Origin of the sequence: Klebsiella sp. Q11 (assembly GCF_964241505.1) — a bacterium.
In the GTDB taxonomy this organism is placed as follows: domain Bacteria; phylum Pseudomonadota; class Gammaproteobacteria; order Enterobacterales; family Enterobacteriaceae; genus Klebsiella; species Klebsiella michiganensis.
The window spans coordinates 146,644-160,918 of record NZ_CAXSXW010000011.1 but is presented as its reverse complement, the minus strand read 5'-3'; the positions used below and the strand labels follow the sequence as shown (position 1 = coordinate 160,918).

Sequence of the window (14,275 nt, the reverse complement as noted above, 5' to 3'; positions counted from 1 at the left end):
GGGATGGGCCGCGGTAGTGCAAAGCAACCTGGCACAGCCTTCGCAATACCCCTGCGAGAACGCGTATTTTCAACCCCCTTTTCCGACAGGAGCGCAACATGGCGAACATTGGTATTTTCTTTGGCACCGATACCGGTAAAACCCGCAAAATCGCGAAAATGATCCACAAGCAGCTGGGCGAGCTGGCGGATGCCCCCGTCAACATTAACCGCACGACGCTGGACGACTTTATGGCCTATCCGGTGCTGTTGCTGGGCACGCCGACGCTCGGCGACGGCCAGTTGCCGGGGCTGGAGGCCGGATGCGAAAGCGAATCATGGAGCGAATTTATCAGCGGCCTCGACGACGCCAGCCTGAAAGGCAAAACCGTGGCGCTGTTCGGCCTCGGCGATCAGAGAGGCTATCCGGACAACTTCGTCAGCGGGATGCGCCCGCTGTTCGACGCCCTGAGCGCGCGCGGCGCGCAGATGATTGGCAGCTGGCCAAATGAGGGTTATGAATTCAGCGCGTCCTCGGCGCTGGAAGGCGACCGCTTTGTTGGGCTGGTGCTGGATCAGGATAACCAGTTCGACCAGACCGAAGCGCGTCTGGCGAGCTGGCTTGAGGAGATTAAACGCACCGTGCTGTAGGCGTTAATGGGTAGCCGCTGAGGCTACCCGCACAGTCCCGGCTGACGGGAGATCATCTGTTCCAGCCACTGGCGCTGATGGCGCTGCTGGCTCTGCTGCCAAAGATAATCGCGCGCGCTCTCCAGCGCCTGCTGCGGCTCCATGGGCGCGGCGGGGCGAATCGCTTCGCACCATAAAAGATGCCAGCCCAGTTCGCTGGCGATGGGAAGGCTTAGCGCGTTTTCCGCCAGTGAAAACAGCGCGGTCTCGAGCTGCGGATAGAGCAGGCCGCGGCTAATCCAACCTAAACGACCCTCTTCCAGGGCGCTTGGGCAGTGGGAATGGCGGTGGGCCAGCGGAGCGAAAGCGTCCCGCGAGGCGTTGATTTGCCGGTACAGACCGAGGATCCGCTGGTGCACGGCTTCGCGGTCGCCATCGACCGTCAGCAGCAGGTGGCGGGTCAGACGCTGTTCCGGGCGCATAAACTGCGTCTGGTGGCGCAGATACCACGCCTGTACCGTGGAGAGGTCCGGCTGCGGCGCCTGGCGGGCAATATCGGCGAAGGCGAGTTCCAGCCGGGCGTGATGGCGCACGATGGCAGCGCGTTCGGGCTGAGTAAAATCCCCCTCGTCGAGCCAGATAGTAAGGGAGGCGGCGATATTCTCCAGCAACGCCTCCGGAACATCGCCTTCAGGGACCCGCGCGACGATCGCTTGCTCCATATGGCACTGGCGTTGCCAGGCCTGTTCAAAAGCCGGCGTATCGGCCGGATCCAGGGCCGCCGGATCGCGATTCCAGCGGCTGCGCGCCAGCCGCTGCCGGGCAAAACGTTGCCATGGGTTCATTCTTCTCTCTCCTCTGCAAGGGCGATGGCCTGCGCCGGGACTCTGAACCAGCGGCCGCTAAAATCGACGGTGTAGCTATTGCCGAGCTCTCCCCGATCGGTAGCCTCAATGCGTCCCCGCTGGCCGGCGCTCACGACCACATCACCGTTGACCGCGAGCGCCATCTGGCAGGTCACGCTATCCCCGTATTGCAAGTTTCCTGCCAGCCACGGCTGGGTGATGGGGATCAGCTCCTGTTCGCGGCAGCCGATGATCCGATCGGTTTCCGGAAAGTGGATCTGGTAGATAATCTGATCCTGCAAAAAAACGCCCCAGTCGCGGACAAAGCCGGTGCTGCCGCGCCTGACCAGCAGCGCGCCGGGCGCGAAGCCCGCCACGGTGCCGTCGTTACGAATCGCGCGTACGACGCGGACCTCTTCGCTAAAGGTGAATTTTGGTCTCATGTTCCGCTCTCCTGAAACTGTTGCTGATAGCTCTCCGCGAGCAGTCTTCGCGCCAGTAGCCAGGGCGCGCGGTCGTTATCCTCGAGCCGGTTTTGCAGCGGCACCTCCGCGCGGAGTTTGTGATGAAAGGTTGCCAGCACCGGCAGGCAGCAGCGGCCAAGCAACTCGGGCTGATAGGGGACGGCGAAAAACTGAAAAAAAGATTCGGCGGAGCGAAGTTCGTCCACGCCGGGAATTTGATAAAACCACTCCATCATTACCCCCTCGCCCGCAGGGCGGATTCACCGCACAGCTCATCGTAGATAGCCACCAGCTCGTAATCTTTCGGGCTGCGCTTCCAGTTCTCGGCGAAGCGGCGGATGGCGGGCAGCAACTGGTTAATCTGCGCGGCGTTGAGGTGATAGCCCATCTGGTCAAAAACGCCGTTGACCGCCTGACGCCCTGAGTGTTTGCCCAGCACCAGCCGGTAGCTGCGGCCCATCAGGGAAGGGGCGATGGACTGGTAGCTCTCGCTGTCGCGCAGCAGCGCCGCCACGTGGACACCTGACTCATGGGTAAACACCAGCTCGCCGACCAGCGGCTGCTGCGGGTCGATGGCGCGCTGGGCGGCTTCCGCGACCCTCTGACAGAGCGCGGGCAGCGCCGAAAAATGCACGCCGGTCTCCACGCCCAGACAGCGTTCAAGGCCCAGCGCGACGGTTTCCAGCGCCGCGTTGCCCGCCCGCTCGCCGAGACCGAGTACCGTCGTATTCACGCTGGTGGCCCCGGCGCTTACCGCCGCCAGCGTATTGGCGGTCGCCATGCCCAGATCGTTATGGGCATGCATTTCGATCTCGCCGGACCAGACTTCGCGCAGGGCCGAGATTTGCGCCGCGGTGGTAAAAGGGTCGAGCAGGCCGACCGTATCGGCATAGCGCAGGCGGGCGGCGGCGCATTGCTGCGCGACCCCGGCGATAGCGCGCAGGGTCTGGCCGCTGGCCCGCGAGGCGTCCTCGCAGCCGATGCATACCTTCAGGCCGAGGCTATGCGCAAGATGGATAAACATCGCCAGCCGCTCCAGCAGCACCGCCAGCGGCTCGCGCAGTTTGTACTGCCGCAGCTTATCCGAAGCCGGAATCGAGATATCCACCCAGTCGATGCCCAGATCGGCGCTCTGGCGGATTTCCAGCGCGTTCATCCGACACCAGGTCATCAGAGTTGCGTCGGGCAACTGGCGACGCACCAGCTGGATCCGCGCGATCTCCTCGTCGCCCATCGCCGGGGTACCGACCTCCATCGCCGTTATTCCTGCGGCGTAAAGCGCCTCGGCAATGGCGACCTTTTCGCTGGTGCGAAAGGCGACGCCGGGGCTCTGCTCGCCGTCGCGCAGGGTGGTATCGTTAATCAGCACGCGTTCCATCAGCCACCTCCGCCTTAGCCGTAAACCGGCGCGAATACGGCGTCCGCCGGGCGCGGCTTACCGTTCTGCCAGTAGGGCGACAGCGCGCGCAGCCGGTCGATAATCGGCGGCAGCGTGGCGACGACGTAATCGATCTCTTTCTCCCGGGTGTAGCGCGAGAGAGAAAAGCGGATGGTGCCGTGGGCGGCGGTATAGGGAATATTCATCGCCCGCATCACGTGGGAGGGTTCCAGCGAGCCTGAGGTGCAGGCGCTGCCGCTGGAGGCGGCGATCCCGGCCTGGTTTAACAGCAGCAGAATGGCTTCACCTTCAATAAACTCAAAGGCCAGATTCACCGTGCCGGGCACCCGCGGCTGGCCACCGCCCATCACCATGACCGACGGTACGCTGGTCAGCAGGCGATGCTCCAGCCTGTCGCGCAATTGGCCGATATGCGTCATTCCCGGCAGATGGATATTCGCCAGCTCGCAGGCCGCGCCCATGCCGACGATTCCGCAGATATTTTCCGTTCCGGCTCGCCGGCCGTACTCCTGGTGACCGCCGCGCAGCAGTGGGCGAAAGCGCGTTCCCCGCCGCAGATAAAGACAGCCTACGCCTTTTGGTCCGTGGAACTTATGCGCCGAGCAGGAGAGCATATCGATGCGGGTCTGGCCCACGGCGATCGGTATTTTCCCGACCACCTGCACCGCATCGCAGTGAAACAGCGCCCCTTGTTCATGGGCCAGCTCCGCCATTTCGCCGATCGGGAAAAGCACCCCGGTTTCGTTATTCGCCCACATCACGCTGACGAGCGCCACGCGCGGGCTGAGCGCCGCGCGGAACTGCGCCATGTCCAGCGCCCCCTCGCTATCCACCGCGATGCGATGAATCCGGTAGCCCTGGCGCTCCAGGTGCTCGCAGGCCGCCAGCGTCGCCGGATGTTCGACCGCGCTGGTGATGATTTCGCGACGCTCAGGCAGCAGGGCGATCGCCGAGGCGATGGCGGTGGCGGTGGCTTCGGTGGCGCAGGAGGTAAAGATGATCTCGCTGGGATACTCCGCGCCCAGCAGCGCCGCAGCCTGCTGATGCGCGCGTTCCAGAGCCGCCTGGGCCGGAATGCCAAAATCGTGTATCGACGAGGGGTTGCCGTAAAAATCGGTCAAAAAGGGCATCATCGCTTCCAGGACCATCGGGTCCAGACGGGTGGTGGCGTTGTTATCGAGATAAACCTGTTTCATCTTGTCCCCCTTGGGTCAGTTAACCGCGGCTCAGGCCGCCACCACTTCCATATAACAGCCGGTACGTTCCATCAGTTTTTGCTGTAGCCAGGCCAGGGTCATATCGGTCATCATGCAGCCGCTACAGCTGCCGGAGAGGCTGACGGTCACCTGGTGGTTGGCGACGCTGAGTAGCGCCATGTCGCCGCCGTCGGCCTGAATATGCGGGCGCAGTTCGGCGATGGTATCGACGACGCTCTGCCAGTGCGGATCTTTGCCGCTGGCCACGGCTGGCGTCGTCTGCGGCTGCTGGGCGAGGATCTCCGCCAGCGCCAGCTCAATTTTTTCGTGGCAAGAGGTGCAGCCGCCGCCCGCTTTGGTGTAGTTGATCACCTCGGCAAGGGTGGTCAGCCCGTTGTTCTGTACTGCGCGGCGAATATGCCCTTCATCGACGCCGAAGCATTTGCAGATCAGCTTGCCTTCGTCGTGCTCCTCCTCAAGGCTTTCGCCGCGGAAGTTGGCGATGGCCGCGCGCAGGGCCTCCTGGCCCATCACCGAGCAGTGCATTTTCTCCGGCGGCAGTCCGTCGAGATAATCGGCAATCTGCTGATTGGTTATCTGCCCGGCTTCGGCGAGGGTATGGCCGATAATCAGCTCCGTCAGCGCGGAGGAGGAGGCGATGGCGCTGCCGCAGCCGAAGGTCTGGAAGCCCGCCTCCTCAATGATTTCGCTTTGCGGGTCGACGCGCAGCATCAGGCGCAGCGCGTCGCCGCAGCTTAACGAACCGACGTCGCCTACCGCGTTGGCGTTGTCCACCACGCGCGCGTTGCGGGGGTTAAAAAAATGGTCTTTCACTTTCTCGGAGTAATTCCACATGCTGTCAGCTCCAGGGATGAGGACGGAAAACGCCGGGGCGCGGTTCACCGCGAAAGCGCGGTGGCGATAACGAACTAGCAATTGCGATACCAGAGAATAAAATTAATATTTTTCAAATTGTTGTGTATTTTTCCTGACAAGGTTGGTCCGACAGTGTCGCGATGTTTTGTGGGCTTTGTCACAGAAACGACACGGCTAGCGGCGCGGGTCCGGTTCTTCATGCCACTCCTGTTCCTGCAGCAGACGGGTAAAGCGCTCCGGGTCGCGCTGGCGCGTATTTTTGCGCTGCCCTTTGTCGTACCAGTAGAGCTGGATCTCCTGCAGTAAGCCGACGATGGTGGTGTCGGCGGGAACGCGTTCGGCGCGCACGCCAACCTGCAACAGCTGGCGAAAAACCGCGTCGCCAATCGCCACGCAGAACAGCGTGACGCAATCCTCCAGAGCGTGGATCCGCCTGGCGATCTTCTCCGTCTGGTGGCCGTTCTCGACCGAGAAATCAACCACCCGGATTAGAGTGACCCGGTCCGCCTTGACGCCGTACACCACCAGCCGCGGGGTGGCGCCGAAGTGCTGATCGACGTGACGATAGTCAGAGCTGGCGAAGGCGACCTTCATAGACCACTCATCGGAGTGGACCATATCAAACTGACGGTTAATCGGCGGCATAAGCGCCTCCTGTGGAGAGTGACGATTCGGGGTTCTGGCGAAGCGGCGATCGGTAGTGGGCGAGGTGGTGGTGACGCTCGCGCATCAGGTTTGCCAGCTCAAACAGCGTATCGCGCATTCCGCTATATCCCTGGCGCACCCGGCGGAATTCGCCGAGTTTGTCAAAGAGCGGAAAACCCGCGCGCACCAGCGGCAGCGCAAACTGCTCCGCCAGGTCGCGGGCGTGCGAGTTCGCCACCAGCAGGTCGGCGGGATGCGCGCACAGCAGGGTTTGCAGATCCTCCAGATCCCCCGGCACCACCTGTTCTACCGGCAGCTGGCGCAGGCTGGGATGACCGGTAGGGGCCACCAGCGGGCCGGGCTGCATCCCCTGGCTGTTGGCGAAGTCACACCACGCCGACAGCAGATCGCCTTCCGCCGCTATCGCCATGCGCTGGCCCTGGAGCCACATATGGCAGTCGATCATCGCATCCTGTAGCTGTCCGCGCTGGCGTTCCAGCCACTCGGGAACGGCGCGTCCGGAAATTTTCGCCAGTTGATGAATAAAGGCGTCACAGCGTTCGAGGGTCATCAGGTGCGGCAGGGCGATAACCTCGCCGCGGCAGCGCGGGGCCAGCAGCGATGAGGCGCGATGAAGGGAGACGCCAATGGCGAAGCTACACAGGCTTTGCCCCATCTGCTCTATCTGGCGCAGCGGCGTCCCGCCCTGGGTTAACGGTGAGAAATCGCCCTGCGCCAGGTGGCCGTCCATCGACTGCGCCAGGTCCGGCAGGATTACCGGCTGCAGGCTGAACGCTTCGACGCATCGGCGCAGCCACTCGATATCGCCCGGCGAACAGAGGTGGCTGACCAGCAGATTGACCCGGCGATTGCGCTGAGCCGGTCGCGGCGCCGGCGGCACCCACTGCTCAATGACGCTCTCTAGCACCGCGCTGAAGCCGTTCTCCATGGAGCCATAAAAATCCGGCGTGTTAACCGTCAATATCGCCACGCCCTTATGCCGGGGATACTCTTCGCGAAACTGGCGAACCACGCGGGAAATATCGCTGCCCTGGGCCTCTGACAGCCCGGTGCTGAGCAGTACGATAGCCTGCGGATTGTTGCGCTGGCAGAGGGTATCCAGGGCGGTAAAAATATTGCCGTCCGCGCCCATAATCGTCGACGTGGGGTCCATCGCCGTCGACTGCAGGGGAACCGGGTCGTGGAAATGTTGAATAAAAAAGACTTTGGCGAAGGCACTGCACCCCTGCGCGCCGTGGACCAGCGGGATGCTGTGTTCGATCCCAAGGCTCGCGAGGATCGCGCCGAGCGGCTGGCCGGTTTTGATAGGGCTGACCGCCAGCGGTTTATCGGTGCGGAAAATGTCTGCCATGATGAGCTCCTTAGCGCCACGGGGCGCGAGAATGGGTTTGCGGCCAGATGGGGCTATTGATGGTCTGACACAGCTGGCGGGCGAGGGTGACGATCCCCTGATAGCCAGCGAAGGCGTGTTCGCGCTCCTGATTGATATCGAGAAACGGCAGCCTGGCTTTATAGGCGGTATACATATTGCGTCCGCCGGCAATCATCAGGTCGGCCTGATAGCGATAGACCACATCCAGCAGCGTGCGGGCGTTGCCCTCTTCCAGCATTACCGCTTCTTCGCCCATCAGCTCGCGGATCCGCTGTTTATCCTCTTCGGTGGATTTACGCGTGCCGGTTGCCACCACGGTCATGCCCAAATCCTGAAGCGCCGATACCACCGACCAGGATTTCACCCCGCCGGTATAGAGTAGCGCTTTGCGGCCGCGCAGCTGTTCGCGCCACGGCTGTAGCGCCAGTTCCGCCGCCTGTTCCTCCCGCGCAATCAGCGCTTCGGTGCGCTGACGAAGGTCGTCGTCGCCCAGCAGCGCCGCCAGCTGGCGCAGGGCGTCAGAAGTGGCGCGGATCCCGTAGAAGCTGCCTTCGAACCACGGCGTGCCGTAGCGCTGCTCCAGGGCTCGGGCGACGTTGATTAACGCCCGCGAGCAGACCAGCATATTGGCCTGCGCCCGGTGCATGGTCTGGATCTCGGCGAAGCGGCCATCACCGGAGAGGCTGCCGAGCACGCGGATCCCCAGTTCGTCGAGCAGCGGCTGAATATGCCAGAACTCGCCGGCAATATTGAATTCGCCAATCAGGCCAATATCGTGACGCTGCTCCGGGGCAAAGGGTGTGCTCTCCGGCCAGGGGGCGGGCTCGCGCTGGCCGATGACCCGTTTGACCATGACGTCGCCCGCCAGCCGGTTACCGAGATTTTTACTGCCGTAGAAACCGGCGGCGTCAATGGCGATAACCGGTACGCCGGTGGCGGTCTGCGCGGCCTGGCATACCGCTTCGAGGTCATCGCCCTCCATGGCGGGTACGCAGGTGTTGTAGATAAAGACCGCCGCCGGGTGATAGCGAGTGACGATATGGCGCACGGCGTGAAACAGGCGGCGTTCGCCGCGGCCCATAATCACGTCCTGTTCGTTGAGATCGGTGGTGAACCCGAGCCGATTAAGGGTGGGGCCGGAGCTGGCGCTGCCGCGGTTATCCCATGAGCTTCCGGCGCAGCCGATGGGGCCGTGGACCAGATGCGCCACGTCGGCGATGGGCAGCAGGGTTATCTGCGCGCCGTCGAACGCGCAGCCGCCGGCGGTGGCGCCGGGTTTGGGCGCGCTGCAGCCGGATTTTTGTTTATGGTTGTGTTCACAGGCCGGTTCATCCAGCAGCGCCAGAATTTCATTTCCCTTCATAGTGACCTCGTTGACGGTGGGGGATGAGGGGGAAGATGCAATTCGCGCTCCATAAGCGGCGCCTTGATTTTTAAAGAAAAAGGGTTGTTGGCTTTGCGACAAAGCCAACAATCAGACAAGGGATTGACGGCATGTGATGCTTTACGACCTATCGCGCTGGCATGGCTATTTGTTGATGGAAGGCTGGCAGCGAGGGAGGGCGCATCAAGAAGGCAGGAACAACCGTGAACGGAATATTCCCCTGACCGTAACGTGGGGAACGCGTCCATACGCGAAAAAAAGCCCGCGGGGTCAGCGGGCAACAAGCACAAAACAGGGATTAAAAAACGCGTTCTTCCAGAGGGTTATCCCTGTTAAGCCGCTTCGCCAGCCACGGCGGCAAACGGCCGGCCAGCAGCGTATTGATCGCCTCGCACTGCGCCTGAATCGTCGTCCCGGGCTGCGCTTTCATCGGGTGGATGCGATGGCGGATCAGCCGCGCGGCGGCGGGCCCGCCGATCTCCTGGCAAAACAGCAGCTGACAGTCCTCTATAAGCCGGGCGCGCACTTCGTTGGCCTCCTGCTGGTGGGGGGCGGAGGGATAGCGGCGCAGATCGTACAGCCAGCCGCCTTGCTCATCGAACGCGTAGATAAAAAACAGTCGTCCCTGGCCGAAATGGCCGTTAATCACCAGCCCATCCTGGGAGCAAAATGCCGCCAGCAGCTGCGGCGTGCGCTGGGCAGGGCGAACGATGCGTAAATGGGCGGGCAGCGCGCCCTGCAGGCTCGCCATCACCCGGGACCAGCGAGCGGGGGACATCACCGCCGTCGCGGAGGGAAAGCTGGCGGCCAGCTGCGGCTGGGTCAGGGTCGCCAGACGCTCTGGCGTCAGCGTCTCGCCGCTCTCCTGCGCCAGCCAGTCGACGATTTGCGCCGGCTGTAGGTCCGGCAGAGACTGAAACAGCGCCAGCATACGCCAGAATAGGGTATCGTTGTCGGACATCTCCAGCTCCTTATATCAAGGTATTGCGCGTCGCGCGCAGGCTTATCGGAAAGGCGGGACGCCCCGGCTGCGGATGCACGTAGTAGCGGCGTCCCCCTTCCAGCGAAATTGCGCCGCCCCAGCGTTCAGCGTCGTTATGCTCAATCTGGATCACTCGCGCTTCCAGATCCTGTTTCGCGATATAGGCGTACAGGTCCGCGCCGCGCTCACGGAAAATCACGATGGGCATACTCCCTCCTGGCCCCGCATGACGCGGGGCACCTGATGGTTAACGGACGAGATCGAAGCTGTAATCGGTTTTGCCCAGCTGGCTGGTATCGCTATCCAGTTTCTCCAGCACGGCGTTCACCAGCGTCGTCACAATGTTCATCGCCCCTTCATAACCCCAGGTTGTCTGGCGGTGCAGATGGTGGCGGTCGAACAGCGGAAAGCCGAGGCGGATAAGCGGCACTTCAAAGGCTTTGCCCTTCGCCAGAGTATCGCGCTGGATAAACTTGCCGTAGGAGTTGCCGATCATAAAGTCCGGCTGACGGGTGAACATCAGCGAACGGAAGTGCCACAAATCGCAGTTGATAAACACTTCGCTGTCGCGCCCGTACGGCGAGGCATCAAGCATTTTCTTCATCGCTTTTTGCCAGCGTTTGTTGGCGTTATGGCTCAGGATCACCGTCGGCTCGCAGCCCAGCTCCAGCAGGAAGCGGGTGAGGCCTATCACGAAGTCCGGGTCGCCGTACAGGCCAAATTTCTTGCCGTGCAGCCAGGTGTGGGAATCGAGCATCATGTCAACCAGCCGGCCGCGCTCAAGGGTGAGGGCGTCGGCGATCGGCTTGCCGCTAAGCTGGCTGACGGTCATCAGCAGTTCATCGGTAGCGGCCAGCCCCAGCGGAATCGCGACCTCGGTGGCGGGCTGGTTCCACATCTCCTGCACCACTTTTTTGCTCTTCAGCAGCTGCCACGGCTGCAGAAGCAGCGTATCGATGGCGTCAGGGGCCTCTTTCATCTCCTGCTGCGTGGTGCCGCCGGAATACATCCGATAATGGCCGTCGGCGGGCGTGTCGAGAACTTCTGACGGATCGGAGAGCAGGCTGCACGGCACCGCCATCTGTTCCATCATCCGCTTTAATACGCGGAAGTTGCCGAGATAGGTTTCAAAGCCGGTCACCAGATTGAGCTTCTGCAGTTTGCCCGGCTGCCCCTGGTAGTCCGCGGTGAAGGTTTTGGCGAAGCCTTCAAACATGTTGTCCCAGCCGGTGACGTGGCTGCCGATAAAGCTTGGCGTATGGGCATGGGGCACGGCGATGCTGCTATCGACGAAGCCATCTTTTTTGGCGTTGGCGATAAACGCCTGCAGGTCATCGCCGATGACTTCCGCCATGCAGGTGGTGGAAACCGCGATGATCTCCGGCTTGTACAGCGCGCTGGCGTTCTGCAGACCCAGATTCATGTTGTTGTTGCCGCCGAAGACCGCCGCGTCTTCGGTCATCGAGTCGGAGACGCAGGCGATCGGCTCTTTGAAATGGCGGTTAAAATAGGTGCGAAAGTAGGCCACGCACCCCTGGGAGCCGTGGACGTACGGCAGGGTATTGGCAAATCCCAGCGAGCAAAGCACCGCGCCAAGCGGCTGGCAGGCTTTCGCCGGGTCAACGGTCAGCGCCTCGCGCTGGAAGTTCAGCGCTTCATACTCGGCGGTGGTGGTCCAGGTAAAGACCTCCTGCACGCGCTGGGCATCGTGCGCTTCCTCCAGTTGCCGCTTATTGCGGAACAGCTCCTGGTATTCATCCTGTTCGAATAGCGGATAGCAGCTATTAATTTTATCAATCGTTTGGCTCATGGTGTTCTCCTCCCGCGCCACAAATCGGTGAACAGACGGGACAGTGAGTGGGCAATCACGCAGACTTCAGCCACGGCGCGGTGAGTTCGTTCCACGCCGGGTTGTTCAGGGTCATATCCATATCGCGGGCGAAAATGGCGAAACCATCGTAGCCGTGGTACGGGCCGGAATAGTCCCACGAGTGCATCTGGCGGAACGGCACGCCCATTTTCTGGAAGATATATTTTTCCTTGATGCCGGAGCCGATAAGGTCGGGCTTCAGCGCCTTAACGAACGCTTCCAGCTCATAGCTGCTGGCGTCATCGAACAGCAGCGTGCCCTCTTTGAGATCCGGCAGGGTGCGGTCGTAGTCATCGTTATGGGCAAACTCGTACCCGGCGGCGATGATCTCCATGCCGAGATCCTCGTAGGCGCCGATAACGTGGCGTGGCCGCAGGCCGCCCATATAGAGCAGCACCTTACGCCCCTCCAGGCGCGGGCGATATTTGGCGATAATCGCCGCCATCTGCCCCTCATACCGGGCGATCACCGCTTCGGCGTTCGCGCGAATGGTATCGTCAAACTGGTCGGCGATTTTGCGCAGCGATTCGGCGATTTTGGTCGGCCCGAAGAAGTTGTACTCCATCCACGGAATCTGATGTTTCTCCTCCATATGGCGGGCGATATAGTTCATCGAACGGTAGCAGTGAACCAGGTTCAGCTTGACGAATGGGGTGTTCTCCATCTCCACCAGCGTGCCGTCGCCGGACCACTGCGCGACCACCCGTAGCCCCATCTCTTCAAGCAGGATGCGCGAGGCCCAGGCGTCGCCGCCGATGTTGTAGTCGCCGATGATCGCCACATCGTAAGGGGTGGTTTCAAACGGCTGTCCTTCGCGATTGTTGAGGATCCAGTCGCGCACCACGTCGTTGGCGATATGGTGCCCCAGCGACTGCGACACGCCGCGAAAGCCTTCGCAGCGTACCGGGATCACCGGTTTATCCAGCGCTTTGCTGCTGGCGTTGGCCACCGCGCTGATATCATCGCCGATCAGCCCCACCGGGCATTCCGACTGTATGGTGATCCCTTTGGTGAGCGGGAACAGCAGCTCCATCTCTTCAATCAGCTTGCTGAGCTTTTTATCGCCGCCGAAGACGATGTCGCGCTCCTGAAAATCAGAGGTGAAGTTCAGCGTGCCGAAGCTATCGACGCCGCTGACCCCGGTGTAGTAGTTGCGTCGTCCGGCGCGGGAATACTGGCCGCAGCCGACCGGCCCGTGCGAGATGTGGGCCATATCCTTGATTGGCCCGAATACCACCCCTTTCGAGCCGGCGTAGGCGCAGCCGCGCACGGTCATCACGCCGGGTTGTGATTTGCGGTTAGAGATAATGCACTTGCCGACGCTCTCCATTTGCGGATCGCTGACCATCATGTGCTTTCTGCGCTCTTTTCGCGCGGTTTCCGGGAACACCTCCAGGACTTCCTGGATCAGCGCCAGATTACGTTCGCCCGTTGCGTTGGTCATCATTATTGTCCTGTGCTCAGGCCGCGCTTTCTTCGGCGGCGGTTTTACCAATGATGCTGGTGTCTTCCTCTTCCATGATGCCGAACTCCATCAGCAGCGACTCCAGCTCATCCATGGTGCAGGGTGTCGGCACCACTTTCATGGTGTTGTTGACGATCTTCTGCGCCAGGGTGCGGTATTCGTTGGCCTGCTGGCAGGCGGGGTCGTACTCGATAACCGTCATTCGGCGGATCTCCGCGCGCTGCACGATGTTGTCGCGGGGGACAAAGTGGATCATCTGGGTCCCGAGCTTTTCCGCCAGGGCCATGATCAGTTCGTCTTCACGGTCGGTCTGGCGTGAGTTACAGATCAGGCCGCCGAGGCGCACCTTGCCGGATTTAGCGTATTTAACGATCCCTTTGGAGATGTTGTTGGCGGCGTACATCGCCATCATTTCGCCGGAGCAGACGATGTAGATCTCCTGGGCTTTGTTTTCGCGAATAGGCATGGCGAAGCCGCCGCAGACCACGTCGCCGAGCACGTCATAGAAGACAAAATCGAGATCGTCCTCGTAGGCGCCTTCTTCCTCAAGAAAGTTGATCGCCGTGATCACGCCGCGCCCCGCGCAGCCGACGCCTGGCTCCGGGCCGCCGGATTCCGCGCAGCGCACGTCGCCGTAGCCAATTTGCAGCACGTCTTCGAGCTCGAGATCCTCGACCGAGCCGACTTCCGCGGCCATCTCCATAATGGTGTTCTGTGCTTTAGCGTGCAGGATCAGGCGGGTGGAGTCCGCCTTCGGATCGCAGCCGACGATCATCACTTTCTTACCCATCTCCGCCAGCGCGGCGACGAGGTTCTGCGTAGTGGTGGATTTGCCGATACCGCCTTTACCGTAAATAGCGCATTGACGCATGGTCATGGTGACTTCTCCTGTGGTTGAGTGTTTGCCAGCAGAGAAGTGCAGGGAACATACCAGCCGTGCCTGTTTATTTATTTATCTGATTTTTATGAATTTATTAATTCATTGCCGCGCAGGGCGTAAAACAAAACGGCACAATAAGGCGACCAAATGTGGGAAACAGAACAATTCCGCCTGCCGGGGCCATTGTGGCGGTTTGTCGTCTGTTCAACAGCTTGTCGTCCCCTGTGTCTTGTTCCACGCAATCTCTCGGCGCGCTGCGTTGCCTTTA

The 14,275-nt window shown here is 61.4% G+C and carries 15 protein-coding genes; 1 reads left to right on the top strand and 14 read right to left on the bottom strand.

The features are described from left to right. Positions 1-98 precede the first annotated feature (98 nt). Complete coding sequence (locus ACESQ2_RS18985; RefSeq protein ID WP_004138775.1) at positions 99-629, top strand: flavodoxin; 531 nt, start codon at positions 99-101, stop codon at positions 627-629. A 23-nt stretch (positions 630-652) separates the two neighbouring features. Here ACESQ2_RS18985 and nifM read toward each other — a convergent pair whose 3' ends face one another. From nifM to nifH, 14 genes are all read right to left on the bottom strand, one after another. Continuing rightward, positions 653-1,453 (bottom strand): nitrogen fixation protein NifM, encoded by an 801-nt coding sequence (gene nifM / locus ACESQ2_RS18980; protein ID WP_004122413.1) that lies wholly within the window; start codon positions 1,451-1,453, stop codon positions 653-655. Next, positions 1,450-1,896, bottom strand: coding sequence for a nitrogen fixation protein NifZ (locus ACESQ2_RS18975; protein WP_373171090.1), 447 nt, complete (start codon positions 1,894-1,896; stop codon positions 1,450-1,452). The genes nifM and ACESQ2_RS18975 overlap by 4 nt, the downstream gene beginning before the upstream one ends. Then, positions 1,893-2,153 carry a nitrogenase-stabilizing/protective protein NifW gene (locus ACESQ2_RS18970; protein WP_373171089.1) on the bottom strand — a complete coding sequence of 87 codons (261 nt, stop codon included), beginning with the start codon at positions 2,151-2,153 and terminating at the stop codon, positions 1,893-1,895. Before ACESQ2_RS18970 ends, ACESQ2_RS18975 begins: the two co-directional genes overlap by 4 nt. Beyond that, positions 2,153-3,295, bottom strand: a complete 1,143-nt coding sequence (gene nifV / locus ACESQ2_RS18965; protein ID WP_123829123.1) for a homocitrate synthase — start codon at positions 3,293-3,295, stop codon at positions 2,153-2,155. Before nifV ends, ACESQ2_RS18970 begins: the two co-directional genes overlap by 1 nt. Positions 3,296-3,309: 14 nt before the next feature. Further along, positions 3,310-4,512: a cysteine desulfurase NifS gene (nifS, locus tag ACESQ2_RS18960; RefSeq protein ID WP_004122403.1), complete on the bottom strand. Its 1,203-nt coding sequence runs from the start codon at positions 4,510-4,512 to the stop codon at positions 3,310-3,312. Positions 4,513-4,542: 30 nt separating this feature from the next. Continuing rightward, positions 4,543-5,367, bottom strand: a complete 825-nt coding sequence (nifU, locus tag ACESQ2_RS18955; RefSeq protein ID WP_004122401.1) for a Fe-S cluster assembly protein NifU — start codon at positions 5,365-5,367, stop codon at positions 4,543-4,545. 195 nt (positions 5,368-5,562) lie between these two features. Beyond that, positions 5,563-6,033 carry a NifB/NifX family molybdenum-iron cluster-binding protein gene (locus ACESQ2_RS18950; RefSeq protein WP_373171087.1) on the bottom strand — a complete coding sequence of 157 codons (471 nt, stop codon included), beginning with the start codon at positions 6,031-6,033 and terminating at the stop codon, positions 5,563-5,565. Next, on the bottom strand, positions 6,020-7,405 hold the full coding sequence (gene nifN / locus ACESQ2_RS18945) for a nitrogenase iron-molybdenum cofactor biosynthesis protein NifN (protein ID WP_373171085.1): 1,386 nt from the start codon (positions 7,403-7,405) through the stop codon (positions 6,020-6,022). Before nifN ends, ACESQ2_RS18950 begins: the two co-directional genes overlap by 14 nt. Before the next feature lie 10 nt (positions 7,406-7,415). Continuing rightward, positions 7,416-8,789 carry a nitrogenase iron-molybdenum cofactor biosynthesis protein NifE gene (gene nifE, locus ACESQ2_RS18940; RefSeq protein ID WP_049114606.1) on the bottom strand — a complete coding sequence of 458 codons (1,374 nt, stop codon included), beginning with the start codon at positions 8,787-8,789 and terminating at the stop codon, positions 7,416-7,418. A gap of 319 nt (positions 8,790-9,108) precedes the next feature. Continuing rightward, positions 9,109-9,771, bottom strand: a complete 663-nt coding sequence (locus tag ACESQ2_RS18935; protein WP_024360007.1) for a NifB/NifX family molybdenum-iron cluster-binding protein — start codon at positions 9,769-9,771, stop codon at positions 9,109-9,111. A 10-nt stretch (positions 9,772-9,781) separates the two neighbouring features. Further along, complete coding sequence (nifT, locus tag ACESQ2_RS18930; protein WP_224235602.1) at positions 9,782-10,000, bottom strand: putative nitrogen fixation protein NifT; 219 nt, start codon at positions 9,998-10,000, stop codon at positions 9,782-9,784. 39 nt (positions 10,001-10,039) lie between these two features. Then, entirely contained in the window at positions 10,040-11,602 is a 1,563-nt protein-coding gene (gene nifK, locus ACESQ2_RS18925) for a nitrogenase molybdenum-iron protein subunit beta (RefSeq protein ID WP_224260525.1), read from the bottom strand. A gap of 55 nt (positions 11,603-11,657) precedes the next feature. Then, a complete protein-coding gene (gene nifD / locus ACESQ2_RS18920) occupies positions 11,658-13,106 on the bottom strand; it encodes a nitrogenase molybdenum-iron protein alpha chain (protein ID WP_014230022.1) in 1,449 nt (482 codons plus the stop codon). 16 nt (positions 13,107-13,122) lie between these two features. Beyond that, positions 13,123-14,004 (bottom strand): nitrogenase iron protein, encoded by an 882-nt coding sequence (nifH, locus tag ACESQ2_RS18915; RefSeq protein WP_004852391.1) that lies wholly within the window; start codon positions 14,002-14,004, stop codon positions 13,123-13,125. Positions 14,005-14,275 lie beyond the last annotated feature (271 nt).